The organism is Microcoleus sp. N9_B4 (assembly GCF_036701635.1).
GTDB lineage: Bacteria > Cyanobacteriota > Cyanobacteriia > Cyanobacteriales > Microcoleaceae > Microcoleus.
Genome location: NZ_JAUBRC010000010.1, coordinates 120,464 through 143,938, shown reverse-complemented (window position 1 = coordinate 143,938; position 23,475 = coordinate 120,464). Strand labels below are relative to the sequence as shown.

General features: G+C 45.2%; 15 protein-coding genes. 7 read left to right on the top strand and 8 right to left on the bottom strand.

Annotated features, from left to right (window positions below; translation table 11 throughout):
• Window positions 1-25: 25 nt before the first annotated feature.
• The 4 genes from QUA43_RS09515 to QUA43_RS09500 form a co-directional block, all read right to left on the bottom strand.
• Window positions 26-3,139 carry an efflux RND transporter permease subunit gene (locus QUA43_RS09515; protein WP_333373192.1) on the bottom strand — a complete coding sequence of 1,038 codons (3,114 nt, stop codon included), beginning with the start codon at window positions 3,137-3,139 and terminating at the stop codon, window positions 26-28.
• 90 nt (window positions 3,140-3,229) lie between these two features.
• A complete protein-coding gene (locus QUA43_RS09510; protein WP_333373190.1) occupies window positions 3,230-5,176 on the bottom strand; it encodes an efflux RND transporter periplasmic adaptor subunit in 1,947 nt (648 codons plus the stop codon).
• Between the two features lie 202 nt (window positions 5,177-5,378).
• Window positions 5,379-5,576 (bottom strand): hypothetical protein, encoded by a 198-nt coding sequence (locus tag QUA43_RS09505; protein WP_333373187.1) that lies wholly within the window; start codon window positions 5,574-5,576, stop codon window positions 5,379-5,381.
• Between the two features lie 473 nt (window positions 5,577-6,049).
• Entirely contained in the window at window positions 6,050-6,781 is a 732-nt protein-coding gene (locus QUA43_RS09500; protein ID WP_333373186.1) for a DUF305 domain-containing protein, read from the bottom strand.
• A gap of 321 nt (window positions 6,782-7,102) precedes the next feature.
• On the opposite strand from QUA43_RS09500, the gene QUA43_RS09495 reads away from it, so the two are divergent.
• From QUA43_RS09495 to QUA43_RS09475, 5 genes are all read left to right on the top strand, one after another.
• The gene (locus QUA43_RS09495) at window positions 7,103-7,297 is read left to right on the top strand and encodes a heavy-metal-associated domain-containing protein (protein WP_333072949.1); all 195 of its coding nucleotides are present in this window, start codon (window positions 7,103-7,105) and stop codon (window positions 7,295-7,297) included.
• Between the two features lie 36 nt (window positions 7,298-7,333).
• Complete coding sequence (locus tag QUA43_RS09490; RefSeq protein WP_333373183.1) at window positions 7,334-9,589, top strand: heavy metal translocating P-type ATPase; 2,256 nt, start codon at window positions 7,334-7,336, stop codon at window positions 9,587-9,589.
• A 124-nt stretch (window positions 9,590-9,713) separates the two neighbouring features.
• Window positions 9,714-9,950 carry a hypothetical protein gene (locus QUA43_RS09485; RefSeq protein ID WP_333373181.1) on the top strand — a complete coding sequence of 79 codons (237 nt, stop codon included), beginning with the start codon at window positions 9,714-9,716 and terminating at the stop codon, window positions 9,948-9,950.
• 74 nt (window positions 9,951-10,024) lie between these two features.
• The gene (gloA, locus tag QUA43_RS09480) at window positions 10,025-10,453 is read left to right on the top strand and encodes a lactoylglutathione lyase (RefSeq protein WP_333373178.1); all 429 of its coding nucleotides are present in this window, start codon (window positions 10,025-10,027) and stop codon (window positions 10,451-10,453) included.
• A 79-nt stretch (window positions 10,454-10,532) separates the two neighbouring features.
• Complete coding sequence (locus QUA43_RS09475) at window positions 10,533-11,141, top strand: YdeI/OmpD-associated family protein (RefSeq protein ID WP_333373176.1); 609 nt, start codon at window positions 10,533-10,535, stop codon at window positions 11,139-11,141.
• Between the two features lie 104 nt (window positions 11,142-11,245).
• Here the strand turns inward: QUA43_RS09475 and QUA43_RS09470 are convergent, their stop codons facing one another.
• The 3 genes from QUA43_RS09470 to QUA43_RS09460 form a co-directional block, all read right to left on the bottom strand.
• On the bottom strand, window positions 11,246-13,024 hold the full coding sequence (locus QUA43_RS09470; RefSeq protein WP_333373173.1) for a hypothetical protein: 1,779 nt from the start codon (window positions 13,022-13,024) through the stop codon (window positions 11,246-11,248).
• 276 nt (window positions 13,025-13,300) lie between these two features.
• Complete coding sequence (locus QUA43_RS09465; protein ID WP_333373171.1) at window positions 13,301-14,290, bottom strand: DUF459 domain-containing protein; 990 nt, start codon at window positions 14,288-14,290, stop codon at window positions 13,301-13,303.
• Between the two features lie 5 nt (window positions 14,291-14,295).
• Entirely contained in the window at window positions 14,296-15,711 is a 1,416-nt protein-coding gene (locus tag QUA43_RS09460; RefSeq protein WP_333373168.1) for an MBOAT family O-acyltransferase, read from the bottom strand.
• 275 nt (window positions 15,712-15,986) lie between these two features.
• On the opposite strand from QUA43_RS09460, the gene QUA43_RS09455 reads away from it, so the two are divergent.
• Window positions 15,987-18,938 carry an AAA family ATPase gene (locus tag QUA43_RS09455; protein WP_333373166.1) on the top strand — a complete coding sequence of 984 codons (2,952 nt, stop codon included), beginning with the start codon at window positions 15,987-15,989 and terminating at the stop codon, window positions 18,936-18,938.
• 175 nt (window positions 18,939-19,113) lie between these two features.
• Here the strand turns inward: QUA43_RS09455 and QUA43_RS09450 are convergent, their stop codons facing one another.
• Window positions 19,114-19,344: a photosystem II protein, Psb35-related gene (locus QUA43_RS09450; RefSeq protein ID WP_006634333.1), complete on the bottom strand. Its 231-nt coding sequence runs from the start codon at window positions 19,342-19,344 to the stop codon at window positions 19,114-19,116.
• A gap of 574 nt (window positions 19,345-19,918) precedes the next feature.
• Between QUA43_RS09450 and treS the strand changes: the two genes are divergently transcribed.
• Window positions 19,919-23,287, top strand: a complete 3,369-nt coding sequence (gene treS / locus QUA43_RS09445; RefSeq protein WP_333373164.1) for a maltose alpha-D-glucosyltransferase — start codon at window positions 19,919-19,921, stop codon at window positions 23,285-23,287.
• Window positions 23,288-23,475 lie beyond the last annotated feature (188 nt).

Genomic DNA, 23,475 nt, shown 5'->3' with positions numbered 1-23,475 from the left:
GCTGACTGACAATAATTAGAAAATATCACACCTTAACTACCTTTCCGTCTTCAATAACTGGCTGAGGTTGTTGAGGTCGTAAAAAATGCCCAAATTGAGCATACAAAGCTGGCAAAACTAACAGAGTTAAGGCTGTAGAAGTAAATAACCCTCCTAAAACTACTACTGACAGCGGTTGCAAAATTTCCTTGCCCGCCCCGCCTTCAAATACTAAAGGTGCTAAACCCAAAGCTGAAGTTAAAGCGGTCATCAGGATGGCGTTGAGCCGTTCCATCGAACCTTTAATAATTGCTTCCTTAAAAGGCAGTCCTTCAGCAAATTTAGTGTTGTAGTTGTCTACTAAAAGCAAGCCGTTACGGGTAGCAACGCCGAATAATGTGACAAAGCCAACCAGGGAAGCTACAGAGATGATGCTGCCAGTCAAAGCTACCGCAATTACTCCTCCCACTAATCCGATCGGCAAATTAATCATAATCATAGCAGTTGAAGGAATTGACTTGACGGACAAGTACATCAATACTGTAATTACCAAAAAGGCGATCGCACTAAATATCATAATATTTTGCGAAGCTCTTTGCTCAGCTTCAAATTGACCGCCGTACTGGATAAAATAGCCAAAAGGCAACTGTACCTCTCGTTTGACTTTAGCTTGAATTTCATTCACAACCGATCGCAAATCTCGACCTTTAGCATTCGCCGCCGCCACAATCAAGCGAGAAACATTCTCGCGGTTAATCGTATTTGGCCCCGTACCGTATTTTACAGTAGCAACTTGGGCCAGGGGAATTTTGTTGCCGCTTGGGGTATCAACCAGCAAATTCTGAATAGTTTCTAAGTTATTTCGAGCTTCAGGCTGCAACCAAACAACTAAATCAAAAGTTTGCTGCACCTCCAAAACTTGAGACACAACTTTGCCATTCAAAGCAGTTTCAATTATTTCTGAAAGTTCTCCAATCTTTAAACCGTATCTACCCGCAGCTTGACGGTTAAACTTAATTTGAATTTGTGGCACAGGCACCTGCGGTTCGAGTTGCAAATCCACAATTCCTTCAACTGTTTTCATTTGCTCTTCAACTTTGGCACCGATGCTGCGAAGTTGCTCCAAATCCGGGCCAAAGATTTTGACAGCAATCTGACTTCTGACACCTGATAAAACCTCATCCATCCGGTGAGAAATAAAACCCCCGATATTTGGTGCAACTCCCGGCAATTTACCAAACTCCTGCCGCAGCGCTTCCAAAGTTTTCGGCCTGTTTTTCATGCCCTCCTCGCTTAAACCGATATCAATGTGAGCTAAATTGACTCCCGCAGCATCAGCATCTCCCGGAGCTCTGCCCGATCGCACTTGCACGTATTGAAACCTGGTATCATCCTGAAGTCCATCTTCAATAGCAAAAGCTGCGCTATCTGTTGTCTCCAAAGACACCCCCGGATAAAGCATAATAGTATTCACCAAAGTTTGCTCCTGAAACTCCGGCAAAAACACCCGCCCAAAAGATGGCAAAATAATTAATGCAGCCACTATACTAGCAGCCGCAAAAGCTAAAATAATCGCCGAATAACGCATTGAAATTCTGATACAATAATGATAAATATGCTTGCAAAATCTCGGCAACCAAGGTTCTTTACCACTCATGCGTTTGGTAGGCAACAAAATAGCGCAAAGGGCCGGAGATATTAACAGCGATTCCAGACTAGAAATCACCACAACTACCAGATAAGTAATCCCCATAGGCGTAAAAATTCGACCTTCTACACCGGGCAAAGTAAAAATAGGAGAAAACACCACAATGCCAATAACAGTGGCTCCAATTAACGAATCGCGCACCTCCTGACTGCCATCAAAAATCACATCCATCACCGGACGCGGATGAAGAGAAGACGTATTTTCTCTCAAATTGCGGTAGGTATTTTCGGCATAGACGATCGCATCGTCGATCGCAGTGCCGATCGCCACCGACAAACCCCCCAAAGTCATCGTATTCAGCCCCAGCCCCAGCCAATACATCGCCAGCAGCGCCAACAGCCAAGTCAGAAAGAAATCCAGCAAAACAACCGCCAGAGTGCGCCAATTCATCAAAAACGGGATGAGAATAAGGGTGACAATGATGCTGCCTTCAACTAAAGCCGATCGCACATTCTCCACCGAGGAATTAATATATTCTTCCTGTCGAAAAGTCACAGTAACTTTAATATCTTTTGGCAGAGCTTCCTGCACCTCAGCCATTGCTGCCTCAACCGCTTTCGTTACCGTCGGAGTATCAGCAACTGGCTGTCTGTTTACCATCACAATCACAGCTTTTTTGCCGTTAAAACTGCCATCGCCCCGCTTGATTGCAGCACCAATCTTGACCTCAGCCACATCACTAATTCTGACGGGTGTTCCGTGGCGAGAGTCGATCGCCGATTGCTGCAAATCTTCCAGAGACTCAATCCGCCCCACCCCCCGGATTAAAGTTTCTCGATCCGGCGTAATTAAATACCCCCCCGGCGCGTTAACATTCGCAGCCGCCGCCGCTTCAGCTACTTGCTGCAACGACACATTAAAAGCTTTCAACTTGGCAGGTTCTACTAATATTTGATACTGCCTTTCTTCGCCACCGTAAGCTACTACTTGAGCAACGCCAGTCACAGCCAAAAGGCGATTTGTGACTTGCGAATCAACTAGACGGCGCACTTCCATCAAAGGAGTAGTTTCCGAGGTAAAAGCATAGGTAATAACAGTGCCCACAGGAGAAGTTGTGGGAGAAATTTGTGGTGTTTCTACCCCAGCCGGGAGTTTGCTTTGCGCTTGCTGCAACCGTTCTGTGATCAACTGCCGCGCTTGATAAATTTCAGTTCCCCAATCAAAGATTACCTTAACCGAAGAAAGCCCCACAGCGGAAGACGATCGCACTGCTGTTACCCCAGGAGTTCCATTAATCGCACTTTCGATCGGTAGTGTTACCAAAGACTCGATTTCTTCCGGCGCGAGCCCCGGTGCTTCCGTCTGAATTTCCACCTGCGGGGGTGCAAAAGGAGGGAAGACATCAAGGGACATTTGGGGGATGATATACAATGTCCACAGACTAACAATAATCGTAGCGATAACAACTAGCCAGCGACGGTTAATTACCCATCTGAGAATTGTGCTGAACATTTAATAATTTAGGAATTGGGAATTGGGCATTGGGCATTGGGCATTGATAAAAACAGCTATCCGTCAATCCGTGACTTCCGTGTCGTGCTGTTACTTTAAACTCTTGACTTCTGTCTCTTGAGTTTTAACGTGATGGTTGTTATTGTGTAACAGCAATTCATCGTCCCAGGTCGATGTAGAGGCGGAAAAACCATTATTTGCAGCATTGTTTCCAGAATCCGCTGCTATTGCTGGCAATTTGCGCCGATTTCCCCACAACACGCCGGCTGTGAAAGTCAGGGATGCGATCGCAACTCCTCCCCCTATTCCCGCCCACCATAAAGACACGGGTAAATTATTAAAATTAACCTCTGCTGCCTTGGGAGTTGCCTCTTTCTTTTCCTCGTCTTTTGAGGCCTTGCTGCCGCCCCGCAAAGATTGTGCGTAAAGTTGAGGTGCTCGCTGCGTTACTATCAAATCTCCCTCGAATAAACCCCTCTTCACTTCAACTAAATCTCCGGCTGTTTGACCCAGTTCAATTTCAACAGCTTGATAAGCATTGCCATTTTGGAGGTAAACGGTTTTTTTACCGCTAACATCCACTACCGCCGCACTCGGAATTGCTAAAATATTTGTGGCAGTTTTGTCTGTTAAAATCTCCAACTCCGCAAACAGTCCTGGCTTTAATTCACCGTTAATATTATCTAGTTCTGCTTTGACTGGCACAACCCGCGTTTCTCCTTCCACGGATGACCCAATTAAGGCGATTTTTCCCTTGAAAGTGCGATCGGGTAAATTAGCGACTTTTACCCTGACTTCCTGACCCTGTTTTACTTGATTCAGGTCTTTTTCGTAAATATTGGCTGTGGCAAAAACGCGGCTGTCATTTAACAGACTCATCAACGGTTTTTCAGCGTTTACTGACTCGCCTGGGGTGATTTCGCGATCGGCGACCGTCCCCGAAATCGGAGCAACTACGGTAACGAGTCCTTTTTCGTTGGCAGCAGTTCCTAATTGTTGCAGCCGCGCTTGATAGGCTGCATCAGCCAAGCGAATGCGCGACTGAGCGACTTCTACGGCAGTTTTGCCGCGTTTGAGTTGGTTCTCGGCTTCTAGGACTTCCCGGCGGCTCAGAGCTCTGGTAAGTTGAGCTTTTGCTTCTGCTACTCTGCCTTGAGATTCCCGCAATTCCCGCATTGGCAGGTCTACTTCGGCTTGTTTAATTTCGGTTTGGGCTTTGATAACTTCAGGACGGCTTTTTGCCTTAGCAACAGTGGCTTGTGCTTCGGCGAAGTGGGCTTGCGATTCCAGCATTGTGCGCCGCGCGATCGCCCCAGATGCCACTAATTCTTTGTCGCGATCGAACTGTTCTTTAGCAATAGTTAATTCTGTTTCTGCCCGCGCTATTTCTGCTTGCGCTATTTCAACTTGACGCTGATAGTTTTCTTTAGCGGCTTGCACCACGGAACGATTATTTACTAATTCTTGTTCTTGCTGGTACTGCTTAGTTACCGCTGTCAACTGGGTTTGGGCTTGGGCGATTTCTGCGGCGGATATTTGACTTTGGCGATCGTAATTTTCTCGTGCTAATTTGAGATCGCCTTCCGCTTGCTGCAAATCTGCCTCAGCTTCGGCACGTTTCGAGAGAGATTCAACTCGCAACTGTCCTAATTCTGAACTCGATAAAACCGCAAGCGGTTGACCTTTTGATACTTTGTCCCCAGGCTTAACCAGCAACTCTACTACTTTCCCAGCAACAGGAGCAGTCACTTCTACTTTTTGGTTGGGTAAAGTCTCAATTTGTCCGGTAGTTTTAATGCCCACAGCCAATCGCTGAGCTTTCACTGACTCAACTTTAATTCCGATCCGCTTCGATGTTTCCGCATCAACAGAAATAGCAGTAGGAGTTTGAGTTGTTTCGCCGCTTTGGTGAAATTCATTTCCGTGGCCAGCGTGGGCAAAAACAGCGGCAGGAGAACTTAGGAAAATTAGGCTGAACAAACTTCCCGAAAAGCTGCTAATAATTGCCGGATATTGAGCATATTTGTGAAATATCATCGTTGGCATTGTCCTTGAAATCAGGTTGAGTGCCACAGGTTTAGCAGTTGGTATTTTGCCAAGGTAAGTAAGTGATACCCATTAAGTAAAGTTACTTATTAGCATTTTCCAAGAAGCGACCGCTAAGCAATGACCAAGAGCTAGAAATGCTCTACTCAACCTAGTATTTCATGGTCAAATGAAATTAGGATGAAATTTCGCATCAGCAGCCCAGATGCCCACCAGATTCTAAAATACGAAGATAAGTTTCGCCTAATGACAAGCGATTGGGCTGTATATTTTTTTCCGGTTTTTTTATCTCTGCTCGCGCTTCAATTTCGTTTTTCAATGAGCTCACTAGCTCATCTACGGCTGTATTTGATTTATAAGTGGTGTTTAATTCCAAGCTATTCAATATCATACACTACCCCTTCTATCTATATAGCTTTTTGCTGACCTATCTACTACTTTATAGGTAGAGCCGATCCATTGTCTACAGTATTCTTACGTAACTTTCTACTACTTGAGAGGTATGAGGGTTCAATTATCTACAGTATGTGTAGATACTCTCAGGAAACTGAGGTGGAGTCAGACAAATGCTGACAGCCACAGTCGAGCTACATTACTTTGTCTACCAAGGTTGTCGCCACTTTTTCATTTGCTCAATTTCGGGCTTTTGTGAAGCAAGTATTTTCTTAACTATTGAGCTACTGTGATTAATGTCACTCATTTTCTGGATTTGGGTCACGTTTTGTTGAGGTGAGCTAAATTACTGGGGAGCATTTCATATTTGTAAAAACACTTCTTCTGGCTCCTTCCTTCTGACTCTTTCCTCCTGGCTCCTGTCTCCTGCCTCCAATTTCTAGCTTGGGTGCAAAAGTCAGATGCTCCCAATTACTGTTTATACCAAGCTTGGCGCCACTGTTTCATTTGCTGAATTTCTTGCTTTTGCGAAGTCAGAATTTCTTGAGCTAATTTCTTCATTTCCGGGCGTTTTGACTTCTTCAAAGCATCTTCAGCCATCATTAAAGCTCCTTCGTGGTGAGGAATCATCGCATTGATAAATCGCAAGTCAAATTGGTCGTCAGCGGCCCCTAAATCCATGCTCATCATCATGCTTTGCATTTGTTCGGGAGTCATTGCCATCATGTGACCCATGGGACCGTGATAAGCCATCGGCGTACTGCTGGCTTTGGGATACCAAGTTTTTCGCCACTCTTTCATTTGATTTATTTCGCGTTTTTGAGCAGCAATTATATCAGTGGCAAGTTTCTTCATTTCCGGGCGTTTGGATTGTTTAAGCACATCTTGAGCCATGTTTACAGCACCTTGATGGTGTACTGTCATGCCATCAATAAATCGCAAATCGTAGTCGGCATCAGCAGTGCCTAAATCCATTGACATATCGTGATTCATGCCATGATTCATGCCATGATTCATGCCACCCATGCCACCGCCTTGTACCACGTCTTGCTTGTTGTTTGCTTCGGTTGCAGCCGTAACATTTGGGGCGGGAGTTTCACTGGAAGGGGCATTTGAACAAGCTGCAAGCACTCCACTGGTAAAAGCGGCTGTGGCGGTCAACATCAGCGCTGCAAAGCCTGTTTTCAATGAAGTTGGTTTCATAGAGCTTATATCCTTAAAACTGCCATTTATTTTCAGTTTTTCATATATAAATGAAATTAGGATGAAATTTTTGTGGCAAACTTGTAAAGAATTATTTCTGTGCCGTCGATCGCACTCAAATTTAAGATTTACAGAACTCACTTGAATCTAATTATGTAGGGTGCACAGTGCGTGCCTTACCCTAGGGGTAGCGTGTCAAACCAGTTTTTTCATAATTCCTGATTTATTTTGCAATTCCCCTTGACTCTCCTGTGTACTGGAGACTTTACAATGGAGTTAATTCATTGATTGAGCAGAGTAGTTTCTGCTGAGGTTCAAATTATGACTTTACAGCTAAAAGTTCCTAAAATGGCTTGTTCTGCTTGTGCGACTACAATCACAAAAGCAGTCCAAGCCATTGACTCAGCCTCAACGGTTGAGGCGGATCTCAAGACAAAATTGGTCACGATTCAAACCGCTAAGTCAGAAAGTGAAGTTAGGAAAGCGATCGCATCGGCGGGCTATCCAACTATTTAAAGACAAAGGGTAAATGTCTCATTGAGGATGGCATCTATGGACAATCTCACACTTAAATTGCGGGGCATGAGTTGTGCTTCTTGTGCTTCATCTATCGAACAAGCAATTCAATCTGTTCCCGGCGTAATTGAGTGTCATGTCAATTTTGGGATGGAACAAGCAACCATCCAATACGACTCCAAGCAAACCAACTTAGAAACCATTCAATCTGCTGTTGATGATGCGGGATACCAAGCTTTGCCGCTTCAAGAAATGGCAGCGCCAGAGGATGATTCCGAACAAGCCGATCGCAAATCTGAATCTCAAACCTTGCAGCGGAAACTCTGGACAGCAGGTATCATCAGCATCCTGCTAGTTGTGGGCGCTATTCCAGCGATGACCGGCTTGCATCTGCCATTTATTCCCGCATGGCTGCACAATTATTGGGTGCAATTAATCCTGACATCCCCCGTACAATTTTGGTGCGGGAAATCGTTTTATGTGGGAGCTTGGAAATCCCTAAAACGGCGGGTGGCGACAATGGATACTCTGATTGCCTTGGGTACAAGTGCTGCTTACTTTTATTCTGTATTTGTGACATTTTTCCCAGGTTTATTCACAGCCCAAGGTTTAAATTCTGGCGTTTACTACGAAGTTGCCGCCAGCGTTATCGCCTTAATTTTGTTGGGGAAAACCCTAGAAAATCGGGCCAAGGGAGAGACTTCGGAGGCCATTCGCAAACTCATGGGTTTGCAAGCAAAAACTGCTCGGATAATTCGCAACGGGGAAGAGTTGGAAGTGCCGATCGCCCAAGTGGAAATTGGCGACATCGTGCAGGTGCGGCCGGGAGAGCAAATCCCCGTAGACGGAGAGGTAATTGAGGGTGCTTCGACGGTAGACGAAGCAATGGTTACGGGAGAAAGTTTGGCTGTCAAAAAGCAGCTTGGCGACGAAGTTATCGGAGCCACAATTAACAAAACTGGCAGTTTAAAGTTTCGGGCGACAAGAGTGGGAAAAGATACATTTCTAGCTCAAATTGTCAAGATGGTGCAGGACGCACAGGGGTCAAAAGCACCGATTCAAAAGTTAGCAGACCAAGTGACTGGTTGGTTTGTTCCTGTAGTAATTGCCGTCGCTTTAGCTACTTTTATTATCTGGTTTAACGCGACGGGAAACTTCACTCTCGCCACAGTGACAATGGTGGAAGTGCTGATTATTGCCTGTCCCTGCGCTTTGGGTTTAGCGACTCCGACTGCTGTGATGGTTGGCACGGGTAAAGGTGCAGAAAATGGGATTTTAATTAAAGGAGCCGAGAGTTTAGAATTGGCTCATAAAATCCAAATTATCGTATTAGATAAAACTGGAACTCTCACGGAAGGTAAGCCGACTGTAACTGATTTTGTGACAATTAAAGGAACGGCGAACAGCAATGAGTTAAAGTTGCTGCAATTGGCGGCGTCAGTAGAGCGAAATTCGGAGCATCCTTTGGGGGAAGCTGTTGTTAGATACGCTCAATCTCAAGAGGTTAATTTGACGGATGTTAAGGATTTTGAGGCGATCGCGGGAAGCGGCGTGCGCGGGGTTGTGGAGGGAAAGTCGATCGCCCTGGGAACGCTGAGGTGGATGCAGGAGTTAGGCTGCGATACTGAATATTTGGAACTGCGCGCGAGAGCTTTGGAAGCTGCGAGCAAAACGGTTGTTTGGATGTCTGTAGAAGGCAAAATAGAGGCAATTCTCGGCATTGCTGATGCTCTCAAACCGTCGTCAGCGCAGGCGGTGAAAGCACTTCAAAAACTTGGTTTGGAGGTGGCGATGCTGACGGGGGATAATCGCGCGACTGCGGAGTCGATCGCCCAATCCGTAGGCATTACTCGTGTTTTTGCCGAAGTTAGACCCGACCAAAAAGCAGCTCAAATCCAAGCCCTGCAAGGCGAAGGAAAAATTGTCGCGATGGTGGGAGACGGGATAAACGATGCACCGGCTTTGGCCTTAGCAGACGTGGGAATTGCGATCGGCACCGGCACAGATGTGGCGATCGCCGCCAGCGACATTACCTTAATTTCAGGAGATTTGCAAGGCATAGTTACAGCAATTAAACTTTCCCGCGCCACCATGCGGAACATCCGCGAAAATCTGTTTTTTGCGTTTATTTATAATATCGCTGGAATACCGATCGCGGCGGGGATTTTGTACCCCATTTTTGGCTGGCTGCTCAATCCAATTATCGCCGGTGCAGCAATGGCTTTCAGTTCAGTCTCTGTACTTACTAATGCTTTGCGATTGCGGAATTTCAAACCCAAATCTATTGCATAAATTTAGTCATTAGTCATCAGTCAACAGTCATCAGTCATCAGTCATCAGTCATCAGTCATTAGTCAACAGTCAACAGTCAACAGTCAACAGTCAACAGTCAACAGTCATAGGATAAATTTAAAAAATGTTGAACCAGCGCCAAATGTTAGGAAGCCTCGGAAGTTTAGGAATTATGCTCGGAATTGCATCGGGGGTTCGAGCAAATCAAATCTCAACTCATCCGGCAAAATCAACAGCTCAATTTCGGCATATCGAACAGCCGTTAAGTTTAAAAATAGGCGTAACAGCAGGCGGACTGACATTAATTGGTTTAGAATTATGGTGGTTTTTGTTCAGTAAAAAGCCAGCTAAAACCAAGTAAACTTTGCCGAGGCGGTTTTTTCCAGGGAGATATCGCTAAAATTGAGGAAGCTTAAAAAATTTGGAGTGAGCTAAATGCAACTACTACACACGATGCTCCGAGTCGGCAACCTGGAAGAATCCCTCAAATTTTACACTGAGGTTCTGGGCATGAAATTGCTGCGGCAAAAGGACTATCCAGACGGTAAATTTACTCTGGCTTTTGTGGGCTACGGCGATGAATCGGACACTACAGTTTTGGAATTAACATACAACTGGGGCGTCACAGAGTACAATTTGGGTGATGCTTACGGTCATATTGCGATCGGCGTTGACGACATTTACGGTACTTGCGAAGAAATTAAAGCCCGCAGCGGTAAAGTTATTCGGGAACCCGGCCCGATGAAGCACGGTTCAACAGTCATCGCTTTTGTGCAAGACCCAGATGGATATAAAGTTGAATTAATTCAACTGGAAAATCAAAGCAGCAGCAGTCAGAAAGTAGCTGCGGTAAGCGCATCCTAGAACCTCTCTTGCTAGGGCGTCCTGGAAACCAACTTTTTGAGTTAGTTTCTAACTCTGGTTCCGGGGCACCTTACTGTCGATGATAGACCCTTCTTTGATTATGCCGAAATTTGACGACAAACTCGATACGATCTATGCCAGCGATCGCGCCTGCTGGCGGCAATGGTTGGAGCAAAATCATCAGGACTCGATCGGCGTTTGGCTCGTCTATTACAAGGTCAAAAGCGGTCGATCGAGCGTTCTGTACAGCGAAGCCGTGAAAGAGGCACTTTGCTTTGGTTGGATTGATAGCAAAGTCCAATCCTTGGACGAAGCGCGTTATCGGCAAATCTTCACACCCCGCAAGCCCAAAAGTGTATGGTCGAAACTGAACAAGCAATATATCGAAGAACTGATCGCGCTGGGACAGATGACCGAGGCGGGGTTAGCAAAAATTGCAGCGGCAAAACAAGATTTTTCATGGACGATCTTAGATGAGATCGAAGCGTTAATTATTCCAGAAGACTTAAAACAAGCCTTGGCGTTAGACGAGACTGCGAACAGATGCTTTACAGAATTCAATAACACCACTAAAAAAAACATTCTCCTTTGGATTCAAAGTGCTAAACGTCCAGAGACGAGGTTGAACAGAATCGAGAAAACGGTGAGTTCATCTGCACAAAACAAAAATCCATTGCTGAAACTATGACCAAGGTCATTAGCAGCCACTCATCGCAGTGGCGGCTGCGTTTTAGTATGGTGCCCCGGAAACCCACTTTTTGAGTGAGTTTCTAACTCTGGTTCCGGGGTACCCTACTGATGCGATCGCACCGACGGTACAAACTGCTGCAAGTAACTCTTTTGCCACAAAATAGAAAAACTGTTGCCTATTTGACTTAAACTATCAAATTTAGGGATTAATTTAGATTCTCGGCGCTTGTCTAAGGCAGCGAGCGCGGAAAAGAATACAGCTAATACTAACAAAAATACCACCATCACACTAAATAAAATAGTCCAATAAACTAGAAATTCGCTTGTGTAGCTGATGGTGAATATCGAGTTAATCACTGAATCCGATAAATACAAGAGCAGCCCTACTGAAAACCAGACTCCCAACAATACCCACGTCCACTTAAACATATCTGTGGCAGTCTTCTTATTTTTAGACACAGAAAGTTCTAAATCTCTAATTAGGCTGTTAATTTTTGATGTGACTTCATACAAAGTATATTGCAAAGACTCTCTGATATAATTTAGCTCGTTGTCAAGGTTTATGCACTGCTCGGAGGTGCTTTTGTCAAAACTGAGGTTTTGGAGTTTCTTGCGGTGCACAGACAGTTTATGGCTTAGGGTGTAATCCCATTTTTGCAGCCGCTCTATAGTCAAATACAAAAGTTCCCTATTAGCATCTAACAAGCTCTGGCAATCTACGATCGACTTCACTAACTTGCTGAGATTGTTGATATGCTCGTCTACAGTATTTTGGTATTCCCTCTGTTTTGCTGACAAGAAACTTGCGAGTTCGACATCCCGATCGCCGCACAGCGCCAAAGCCTCACAATACAAGTCGTCAATTTCCCTTTTACCGAAATACAGTGACGCTTTGTACTCCTCGATTTCGGGAAGAGTCAGGGATTCTAAAGGCTGATATTTTACATTAAATTTATATAGGAGCGCTGTCAGAATCTGCGCCGATTTTCGCTCCAGCTTGTCTTTGTAGGGTGCTAAAATAATTGCAGCTAAATTTTTGACTTTCGCTTCGGGGTGATGCAGAAACTCAAAAATTTGGGCAAGTATTTTAGATAATTCCAAGTCATTAAAATTATTTTCTGCAACTTCCAAAAAGTTTTTTACCGCTGCATCGTTTTCGGCATTCAATTTGTACGGGCCTCTAAGTGCGATCGCAGCAAATACTCGATCGATCCAAAACAGATATTCCTCGCAATCCATTGGCAGACTGGGCAGCAGCCAGCTAGGGCCGTACACCCAAAAATCGAGACAATTCTCATATTCCTTGTGGCTGTCATTTCTGCTGCTGTCGTCCAAAGCAAATTTGTTGCTTGCTAACAGTTTAATTTGCTCTTCTACAATCAGCCGCTCAATTTCCCCTGCATTGATTGTGACATTGACAGCACCTTCCTTGCCTTGCCCTTGCCCTGCTTCATCCAACGAAATTGACTTAATACTAACAGCCGCAGACCACCGAATTAAAGGAGTAGATCCCCCTACCGCTTCCTGTTCTAACGCCGCCAGCAGATTTTTGCTAAAATTACTTGCTCTAGCCTTTCTCTCACTTGATATCAGTCCCTCTCGCACCTTCCCCAATGCCTGAATTGCCAAAGCGCGAAACAGCAAATTCGGATGCGGTTTTCTGACGGATTCCGGTATATTTTCTCTGAATATTCCGCTGTTGGGTACGCCCAAAACTTCAGCAAAAGGATCGATACCGCACTGTTGCAGGATTTTTTCAACTAGGTTTATTCTTTGCCAAGGTTGAGTATATTTAGTGAGAGTGAAGATTAGCGCTGTGCCGCTGCACCCCATTGACTCAGGGATGTTAGTGCGATCGAGTTTCCACAAATTGCTCGTCATAATTTGTCGCGATGACAATTACTATATCTTGGCGCTGTTGTTTGATGCTCAATTCAATTTTAGATCTACTGCTGCTTTTTGTCAATATTAGTCCTGGACGTATAGGCAATTAGAAACCCGGTTTCACGAGTAAATTTATTATAACTCAAGCCTATATTTTCCCTATAAACCTAGTTGATCAAGGCCAATGTGCGCCCCTAACTAAATATATAATTTTGCAATAATTGGTCAAATGTCCAAATTTTAGGTTGGGCAACGAAACCCAACCTACTATAGTTATTTCTTTGTCGGAGCTTTTAATATTTTGTCGCTTACCATTTTGTCAACGATTAAGTCGCTGATAATTTGAGCTCCGTGGGAGGTAAAGTGCAAGCCGTCATTATTTTTCACATAGCCTCGCTTACCGGATTTATTAGCAACTACTGGAACAAATCTTCCTGCTTGTGCAAAAGTCTCCCAAGTAGAAATAAATTCGATTTTGGATGAAGATTTGCTGGCACTTTTATAAATATCGTTCATGATCGGAAAAGCTTTGAGATACGAAGATTTGTTAGGAATCGATTGACCGACCCAATACACTTTTCTCACGGATGACGAATCCAGTAAATTGGCATATTTTTCAACTCTTTCTTGATAAGCTTTTTGCCATTCTTTGGTCATAACAGCCCGGGCTTTTCCTTGAGAATCTATAATATTTTGACGGTCATTAGCCCCGAACAAAACTATCACTACATCCGGCTGGTAATTATTAAGAGTTTGGCGAGTTCGGGCATACCAATCATAATAATCTATCCGATTTAATCCGGTCGAGACCTTGTAGTCAATTTTCGTATCGGCGATATTGTATTTTTTCTTAAGAGTGTACTGGAGTTGAATTCCTAAGTCGAACATTACGGAATCTCCAATAAATAAAAATCTGCGATAAGGTCTGGTCAGTTTGGGTTTAGCTGGGGTTGGTTTTTTAGCGGGAGTTGGTTTTTTAGCATTAGCAGGCTTTGGGGGTTCAACGGCTGCTTTTGTTTCGGTTTGGACAGGAGGAAGTTCTGATTCTTTCGGGAGGCTATCGAAGTTAATATCTTTAATTTTGCTCCAAAAATCTTGTTCGGATTTTCGGAAACCGTCTATTTCGATCAGGCGCGCAGCTTGTTTAATTTCTGGACTGGCGAAAGGAGTTGAAGCAAAGCTTTTGAGAAATAATGATAAGTTTGAAAATATTAAAGTGAGAATTACAGAAGTAACAATCAGCAAAATTTCCCGGTCTTTCATATTTCTTAGAAATTAAAGTAAATAAAAGGCGGCATGGTACTCGGCCCCAACATCAAGATAGTATACACGAGCAGCGAAACAAAGACAACCCGGAAGAAAATGTTTTTTAATGACAATACGGTTTGCAATAGTTGGGAGATGCGATCGCCCCACAAGTTGATCGCGCCAATGACTGCAATTACTACATACAATTGCCAAAAGTTAAACTGAAAAGTTGTGACGGCAGGATAGACAATTCCTTGAAAAAAACTCACCGCAGTTTCCCAGTTGGGAGTGCCGAAAAATACCCAGCTACAAGTAACAAAAGTAAATGTTAGCAGCCAACTGCAAAATTTAGCAAATCTGGGAAAGGCATAGTCTAATTTAAAGTGGATAGCTTGGGGGATATCTTTACATAAATGGTTGACAATTAATCCTAAACCGTGAATTGCTCCCCAGAAAATAAAGTTTAAACCTGCGCCGTGCCACAATCCACCGATCGCCATTGTCATCAGTAAATTTACGTACTTCCTCAACTTGCCGTATTTGTTGCCACCAAAGGGAAAGTAAACGTAATCCCTCAGCCACTCGGAAAGACTGATGTGCCACCTTTTCCAAAATTCTTGCAGGCTGAGCGATCGGTATGGCATATTAAAGTTGGCAATGGGTTTAAAACCCAGCAAACAGGAGATGCCGTTGGCTAAATCTGAATAGCCACTGAAATCTACGTAAATCAAACAGGAATAGGAAATTGCCGCGAGGATTAAATCGATGCTGCTGTACTGCTGGGGGACTTTGAATGGCAAGTCAGTGAAGTTAAACAAAAAGCTCGATAAAGTATATTTTTTGAAGAGTCCCGACAAAATCAAAACTATAACTTCTTCAATTTTATAGTCATATTTTTCCGGTGAATTTAGCTGCAAGTAAAATTCGCGAGCTCGCGAGATTGGCCCGGAGGCAATTTGGGGAAAGTAGGTAATGTAGGCGGCATAGTCTACAAATTTCGGACAAGGGATTTTTTGCTGGTAGCAGTCGATTAAATGAGAAATCATTCTAAAAGTGTAGAACGACACGCCGACGGGGGCGATTATTTGCAAAACTGGAAAGTTGGCTGGAATTTGTAGCTGGTTCAGTACCTCAAATAAAGAAGTTACAAAGAAGTTGCAATATTTAAAGATGCCGAGATAGCCAATGTTGAAAATTAGACCGGAGATTAAAGCAAATTTTTTATACTTACTCTTGCAGAGAACCCGGAGAATGATATAATTGTAGACTGTAGAGAAAATGAGGAGCAAGAGAAAGTCAAAACTCCAAAACGAATAAAATAATAAACTCGCAACTAACAAGACAATTTTATACAAATCGACTTGGGGTTTCACAGAGACGATCAGGCTAAAAATAATTAGGAAAAAAACTAGAAATTGGTAAGTGGGAAATAGCATAAGTCTCAGCCGATAAAAAATCTTGTTTCGGGCAATATTTTTATAAGTACGGCCAGCGAACCTCTCCCCAAGGGTATCGCCAGAGTCGGTCTGAACGCACCAAAATTCGGGGTGGATTGCGGAGTGTAAGCTTTTGCAACAGGTCAATTAGGTCACAACTTCCGCCCTAGTTAACCGCACTCATAAATTCATAATCCTGTTTAAAGATTATGATGGTTGTGAGACGATGTATTAACGGATAACAACAGGAATCCCCTTGATTGCGAGGAACCAACGTGCAGCCAACAGACCCTAGCAAATTTACAGATCAAGCCTGGGAAGCCATTGTCAAATCCCAGGATGTAGCCCGCCGCTTTGCCAATCAGCAGCTAGAGGTTGAACATTTAGCCATTGCCCTTCTCGAACAGCAAGGCCAGGCCAACAGCATTCTCAGCAAAGCTGGAGTCGATGCCCCCCGGTTGGCCCAGCAGTTAGATGCTTTTGCCAAACGACAGCCCAGAGTTGCCAACGCTGACCAACTATACCTCGGTCGCGGCTTAGAAGTGATGTTAGATGTTGCCGAGGCCACCAGGGCGACTTGGCAAGATAATTTTATCGCCGTTGAACATTTATTAATTGGCTTAGTAGAAGACGAACGAGTCGGCCGCAGGTTGCTGACAAAAGGCGACGGCCCGCCGGGTCGCCCCGGTTACGATCGCAAACCCCCAGCCGGTACACTCGATCGACCAAAACTCGAAGAAGCCATCAAATCTTTCCGCGCCACTGCTAAAGCCCAAGAAAAAAATTCCGAAACGGGGAAAGGCAGCCGCAGCAACGCTAAAGCCCAAGATCAAGATGGCGAAGCTAACTCCGACGCCCTCAGCAAGTACGGCCGCGATTTGACAGAAGCCGCCAAAGCCGGCAAACTCGACCCAGTAATCGGCCGCGACGAGGAAATCCGCCGCGTGGTACAAGTTCTTTCCCGCCGCCAAAAAAACAATCCAGTGTTAATTGGCGATCCCGGAGTCGGAAAAACGGCGATCGCCGAAGGTTTAGCGCAGCGAATTGTCAACGGCGACGTACCCGAATCTTTGAAAAATCGCCAGCTATTCAGCCTCGACATGGGCAGTTTAATTGCTGGGGCCAAATTCCGGGGCGAATTTGAAGAACGATTGCGGTCTGTTCTGCGGGAAGTCATCGATTCCGACGGGCAAATTGTCCTATTTATTGACGAATTGCACACGGTTGTCGGGACTGGTGGCGGCGGCAGTTCCGGTTCGGGAATGGATGCGGGAAATTTGTTAAAACCCATGTTGGCGAGAGGCGAATTGCGCTGCATCGGCGCTACAACTCTCGACGAATTCCGCAAGAATATTGAAAAAGATCCTGCCTTGGAACGCAGATTTCAACAAGTATTTGTCGGCGAACCCAGCGTTGAAGATACTGTTTCGATTTTGCGCGGATTGAAAGACCGTTACGAACGCCACCACGGGGTAAAAATTACTGATTCGGCCCTGGTAGCTGCTGCAACTCTGTCTTTTCGCTATATTTCCGATCGCTTTTTGCCGGACAAGGCGATCGACCTTGTAGATGAAGCGGCCGCCCACTTGAAAATGGAGATTACCTCTAAACCTGTGGAATTGGAAGGAATCGACCGCCGGGTGATGCAGTTGGAAATGGAAAAATTGTCGATCGAGGGCGAAGGAAAAGGTGCTCTAGCCCCTGGCCTCGGCTTCCGCGTCGAACGCATCACATCTGAGATTGACATCTTAAAAGTTAAGCAGGAAAAATTGTCCTCTCAGTGGTTGGGCGAAAAGCAGTTGTTGGATGCAATCAATAAATTGAAAGCAGAAGAAGACCAATTGCGAGTCCAAATCGAACAGGCAGAAAGGGCTTACGATTTGAATAAAGCCGCACAGTTAAAGTACGGCAAGTTGGAAACGGCGGTGCGCGATCGCGAAGCCAAAGAAGCGGAACTTTTGAAACAGCAAGCTCAAGGTTCTTCCCTGCTGCGCGAAAAAGTTACTGAGGGCGATATTGCGGAAATTGTCGCTAAATGGACAGGTATTCCGGTTAACCGGTTGTTAGAATCTGAACGCCAAAAATTGCTGCAATTGGAAAAACACTTGCACCAAAAAGTCATCGGTCAAGAGGAAGCTGTAACAGCCGTGGCAGCGGCAATTCGGCGCGCTAGGGCGGGGATGAAAGATCCCGGAAGGCCGATCGGCTCTTTCTTGTTTATGGGCCCCACAGGCGTCGGAAAAACTGAGTTAGCGCGGGCGTTGGCGGAGTTTTTGTTTGACAGCGATGATGCGATCGTCCGCATCGATATGTCGGAATACATGGAGAAGCACAGCGTGTCCCGGTTGGTAGGAGCTCCTCCCGGATATGTCGGTTACGACGAAGGCGGACAACTTTCCGAAGCAGTGCGGAGACATCCTTATTCGGTAGTGCTGTTTGACGAAGTGGAAAAAGCGCACCCCGACGTATTTAACATTTTGCTGCAAGTGTTGGATGACGGCAGAATTACCGATTCTCAAGGTCGAGTGGTTGACTTTAGAAATACCGTAATTGTGATGACTAGCAATATCGGCAGCGACCACATTTTAGACGTGTTTACTAAGAAGGAAAAAACCGTCAAAAAACCTGCGAGTCGGAAGCAGGAAACGAAAGATTTGTCAAGTCAAAAGACAGATTATAAAGTCGCTGCCGACGGTACTGTTGAGGTGTCGGCCCAGCGAGTTGATGTTGATAGTGTAACTAAGAGTGAAAACAAGACTGAAAACAAGACTGAAAATGAAAATTTATTGACTCAAGACCGGGAGACAGACCAAGAGTACGAACAGATGTTAAAACGGGTGATGACAGCCCTGCGATCGCACTTCCGACCCGAATTTCTCAATCGGGTGGACGAGATAATTTTGTTCCACACTTTGAGCAAGGTCGAATTGCGGCAAATTGTCAGCATTCAAGTCAAGCGGATCGAGCGTTTGTTGGCCGAGCAAAAAATTACTTTGGAACTGTCCGATGCGGCGAAAAACCATATCACAGATGTCGGTTACGACCCGGTTTATGGCGCTCGTCCCTTGAAACGCGCTATCCAGCGGGAGTTGGAAAACCCGCTGGCTAACAAGATTCTGGAAAATGCGTTTGTGGAGGGTGATACAATTGCGATCGACTGTGAAAATAACTCTTTGCAATTTCGCAAAAAAGAGTCTCGCCCAGCGCTAGTCGGTAACAGTTTGTAGTTGCCGAATAGTTAGGAACAGGCAAGATGCCTGTTCCACAAACCATCAATTTTCTTGTGGAACAGGCATCCTGCCTGTTATTGAAAATTAGGAACAGGCAAGATGCCTGTTCCACACACAATCAATTTTCTTGTGGAACAGGCATCCTGCCTATTATTAAAAATGGTGAAAGATGTCAAGAATTAGACATCGTGCGGCTGCCATAGGCGTCCATGCTGTAGGCGGGAACGCGAACGCGGTAATCAATTTCTGTTCCCGTCACTGATTTTGCCAGTTGTTCAAAAGATTCATCGTTCCAATTCCGCTCGTGGATGGGCTTTGACTGTTCCCCGAGGAAATATGCTTGAGTGCCAATTACTGAGGCTGCGACCCAACCGACGATTAAAAGAGCGATTACAATAGTCATTTTTGCTTTTTCCTTAACTTTTGTTGCTTTATGTAAACTAATGTAACGAAAGTTTGTAATAAACGTCAAGGTACTGTAAGGCCGTGGCAACCGTCCGGCAGGTAGTAAATACCGCACCTCATCCTGAGTCTGTAGGGTGCGCTTAGTGTCAACAAGGGATCGATCCCCCTAGCCCTCCTTAATAAGGGGGGGACAAGAGTGTTCTCAAAGTCCCCCTTATCAAGGGGGATTTAGGGGGATCTACACTGGACTACCAGCGAGAGATACAGAGGGGTTTCAGGCTTAAGTTGACACGCCTTGGTAGGGTGTGCACCGCGCATCGGTAGCTAGCACAGTACCCGGATTGTGAACTGTATCCTAAATAGCAAAACAGATTGTTGAGATTTTATAGTTAAGAAATTATAAGTTTTGCGTTAATAAATTACGATTAAAAGTCTGCCGCTAGCATGAGGAATAGCGGCCAAATTATAAGTTATGATTTATCAGTTTGGATTGGAACTAACAAATCCCAATTACCAAATTTTAAGTAGAAATTACCAATTACCAATCATCGCTACAAATTATGCCAAACTCAATGTTAAATGACGACCCATTGTGGTTCAAAGACGCGATTATTTACGAAGTACCAGTTCGGGCTTTTGCCGACAGCAATGCAGACGGGATCGGCGACTTTAGAGGACTGACAGAAAAACTGGATTACCTGCAAAACTTGGGAGTAACAGCAATTTGGGTACTGCCATTTTTTCCCTCGCCGCTCCGAGACGACGGCTACGATACATCTCACTATACTACGGTCAACCCGATTTACGGCACATTAGAGGACTTTAAAGACCTTTTAGAAGCAGCGCACCAACGGGGAATTCGAGTCATTATTGAGTTAATTGTTAACCACACTTCCGACCAGCACGCTTGGTTTCAGCGAGCGCGTCGCGCCCCGAAAGGCAGTAACGAAAGAGATTTTTATGTGTGGAGTAACACGCCGGAAAAATATCAAGATGCTCGGATTATTTTCCAAGATTTTGAAACATCTAATTGGGCTTGGGATGCGGTAGCAAAAGCTTATTACTGGCACCGTTTTTATTCCCACCAACCAGATTTGAATTACGACAATCCCGCCGTCCGCCAAGCCATTTTAGATGTAGTAGATTTCTGGTTGGCACTGGGAGTAGACGGACTGCGAATGGATGCGGTGCCTTACCTGTACGAGCGCGAAGGTACTAACTGCGAAAACCTGCCAGAAACTCACCAATTCCTGAAGCAATTGCGGCAGCACGTAGATGAGAAATTCCCGAACCGGATGCTGCTGGCTGAGGCGAATCAGTGGCCGGAGGATGCGGTTGAATATTACGCGAATGGGGATGAATGTCACATGAACTTTCATTTTCCGCTAATGCCGCGTTTATTTATGGCTTTGCATATGGAAGATAGCTTCCCAATTAGCGACATTCTCCAACAAACTCCACATATTCCCAATAATTGTCAGTGGGCATTATTTTTGCGGAATCATGATGAATTGACGCTGGAAATGGTGAGTGATGAAGACCGAGATTATATGTATCGGGTTTACGCTCAAGACACTCAGGCGAGAATTAATTTGGGCATCCGCCGCCGCTTGGCTCCTTTGATGGGAAATAACCGCCGCCGTATCGAGTTGATGAATGCTTTGCTGCTGTCTCTTCCGGGTACGCCGGTGCTTTACTACGGCGATGAAATTGGCATGGGAGACAATATCTATTTGGGCGATCGCAACGGGGTGAGAACTCCGATGCAGTGGAGTGGCGATCGCAATGCCGGTTTTAGTCGCGCCAACCCGCAGCGGCTGTACGCACCGCCAATTGTTGATCCTGAATATCACTACGAATCTGTTAACGTGGACGCGCAGCGGGCGAATCCGAGTTCTCTGTGGTGGTGGATGAAACGCCTGATTGCAATTAGGCAGCGCTTCCAAGCATTCGGTCGCGGAACTTGCGAGTTTCTGTACCCGGAAAACCGCAAAGTTTTAGCTTTTGTACGCACTTATCAAGACGAACACATCCTCGTAGTGGCTAATTTGTCACGCTTCGTCCAGACGGCAGAATTAGACCTGGCGCCCTTTAAAGGTGCTGTTCCGGTGGAGATTTTCGGCCGCACGGAGTTTCCTGCTGTTGGCGAGAATCCTTACTTTTTGAGTTTGAGTCCTCACACGTTTTACTGGTTTACTCTTACTGTTAAACACGAAGATTTTTCGCTGCACGGTCATCATACAGACTTGCCTAGTTTGGCGGTGATAGGCAATTGGAAAACTGCTTTTGCTACAAGTCAGTTAAGCGATATGCTGCTTAATCTTTTGCCGGGATACCTGCGCCGCAATCGCTGGTTTAGCGGTTCAGATCGGACAATTCAATCTTTAGAAATAAGTGAGATTGTACCGATTGAATGTAAAGATAGTGCGGGAGAGGAATCTCAAGTTTACATTCTGTTTTTGCAGTTGAATTATACTGAAGGTATGCCGGAAACTTACGTTTTGCCTTTAGGGTGGGAAGAGATTAAAGGCGATGTGGACGATCGGGCGATCGCGCGCCTGCATTTCCCAGAAACCAAAAAGGAAATCGGGGTACTATTTGATGCTGCTGGGGAGAAAGGTTTTCTGACCGCGCTGCTGGGGGCGATCGGCAATTCTCGCAGTTACAGAGGTGTTGCAGGTCAACTGGTAGGAATTGCCGACAGTGCATTCAGCTCAGAAGAAGATTTATCCCACCTCGACCCCCACGTGTTCAAAAAAGAACAAAGCAATACATCTGCAGGTTACGGCGACCGCTTCGTCCTGAAAATATTGCGAAAAGTCGAGGAAGGAATCAACCCCGAATTAGAAATCGGACGCTTTTTAACAGATGGCAACTCGATCCAACACTATGCTCCAATTGCCGGAGCATTGGAATATCACACAGCAGCAAAACAAGTCCTTACAGTCGGAATCCTACAAAAATTAATCCCCGACAGCGTAGATGCTTGGTCTTATACATTAGACACACTGCGGGACTATTTCGAGCAAGTAATGACAGTAGAAGCAAAGCATTCCAGCGAGAATTTATCTACTGCCCCCGAAAATTATTTGCCGAACGCTTTGACCGGACAAACCCAGCGGCAGCCCAACTCGCTAGTAGCCGATTTATCCCTAGAAATTCCGCCATTAGCTCGCGAACTCATCGGCTCTTACTTAGCATCAGCCGAACTTTTAGGTCAACGGACAGCCGAACTTCACCTCGCTTTAGCTTCTGACGCAGAAAATCCCGCTTTTGCCCCAGAAAGCTTCACCTCCTTTTACCAGCGTTCCATTTATCAACACATGAGAAATCTGGCAGGAAGAACTTTGCTGGATCTGAAAAAACGGCTGTCCAAACTGCCACCAGAAATACAAAAATCGGCGCAAAAGCTCCTCAACCGCGAAGATTTGCTCATGGAACGTTTCAAGTCTATTTTGAACTTGAGAATCACCGCCGATAGAATTCGCTGTCACGGGGACTTTCATTTCGGGCAAGTTCTTTATACAGGCAAAGACTTCGTAATTATTGATTTCGGAGGAGAACGCGATCGACCCTTAAGCGAGCGGCGGATGAAGAGGTCGCCCCTGCGAGATGTTGCGGGAATGCTGCAATCTTTGAATTATGCTGTTACTTTGGCACTCCGCAATGAAGTAGAAAGTGGCATGATTCGCCCTGAAAATCTCCCGGAGATGCAGCAGTGGGCGAACGTTTGGCATCGCTGGGTTAGCCTGACTTTTGTCAAGAGTTATTTGGCGACTGCCGCCGATGCAAATTTCTTGCCAAAATCTATCCCGGAACTACAAGTTTTGCTGGATGCTTACATTTTGGAAAAAGCGGTTGCCGAACTAGCCTACGAACTCAATTACCGCTTAGATTTCGCGGAAATTCCGCTTCAGCGGATTCTACAATTGCTGAATTAATAAGGGCGGGTTTATCTATACTCGTTAGGGTGCGTGGCTTTTTAGTTCCTCAATTAACAGCGATATGCTGGAAACTCACGCACCTTACACCATACCCAATCTACTTTGATAACGATGTGACCTGCGAATATAATTCGCTCTTCTACAAAGAAATTTCGCGCCCAGCGAGGCTAGAATAAAAGATGGTA

Excerpts from the sequence above, each read along its gene's own strand:
- QUA43_RS09515 (WP_333373192.1), bottom strand. The coding sequence starts at position 3,139 with ATGTTCAGCACAATTCTCAGATGGGTAATTAACCGTCGCTGGCTAGTT.
- QUA43_RS09510 (WP_333373190.1), bottom strand. The coding sequence starts at position 5,176 with ATGATATTTCACAAATATGCTCAATATCCGGCAATTATTAGCAGCTTT.
- QUA43_RS09505 (WP_333373187.1), bottom strand. The coding sequence starts at position 5,576 with ATGATATTGAATAGCTTGGAATTAAACACCACTTATAAATCAAATACA.
- QUA43_RS09500 (WP_333373186.1), bottom strand. The coding sequence starts at position 6,781 with ATGAAACCAACTTCATTGAAAACAGGCTTTGCAGCGCTGATGTTGACC.
- QUA43_RS09495 (WP_333072949.1), top strand. The coding sequence starts at position 7,103 with ATGACTTTACAGCTAAAAGTTCCTAAAATGGCTTGTTCTGCTTGTGCG.
- QUA43_RS09490 (WP_333373183.1), top strand. The coding sequence starts at position 7,334 with ATGGACAATCTCACACTTAAATTGCGGGGCATGAGTTGTGCTTCTTGT.
- QUA43_RS09485 (WP_333373181.1), top strand. The coding sequence starts at position 9,714 with ATGTTGAACCAGCGCCAAATGTTAGGAAGCCTCGGAAGTTTAGGAATT.
- gloA (WP_333373178.1), top strand. The coding sequence starts at position 10,025 with ATGCAACTACTACACACGATGCTCCGAGTCGGCAACCTGGAAGAATCC.
- QUA43_RS09475 (WP_333373176.1), top strand. The coding sequence starts at position 10,533 with ATGATAGACCCTTCTTTGATTATGCCGAAATTTGACGACAAACTCGAT.
- QUA43_RS09470 (WP_333373173.1), bottom strand. The coding sequence starts at position 13,024 with ATGACGAGCAATTTGTGGAAACTCGATCGCACTAACATCCCTGAGTCA.
- QUA43_RS09465 (WP_333373171.1), bottom strand. The coding sequence starts at position 14,290 with ATGAAAGACCGGGAAATTTTGCTGATTGTTACTTCTGTAATTCTCACT.
- QUA43_RS09460 (WP_333373168.1), bottom strand. The coding sequence starts at position 15,711 with ATGCTATTTCCCACTTACCAATTTCTAGTTTTTTTCCTAATTATTTTT.
- QUA43_RS09450 (WP_006634333.1), bottom strand. The coding sequence starts at position 19,344 with ATGACTATTGTAATCGCTCTTTTAATCGTCGGTTGGGTCGCAGCCTCA.
- treS (WP_333373164.1), top strand. The coding sequence starts at position 19,919 with ATGTTAAATGACGACCCATTGTGGTTCAAAGACGCGATTATTTACGAA.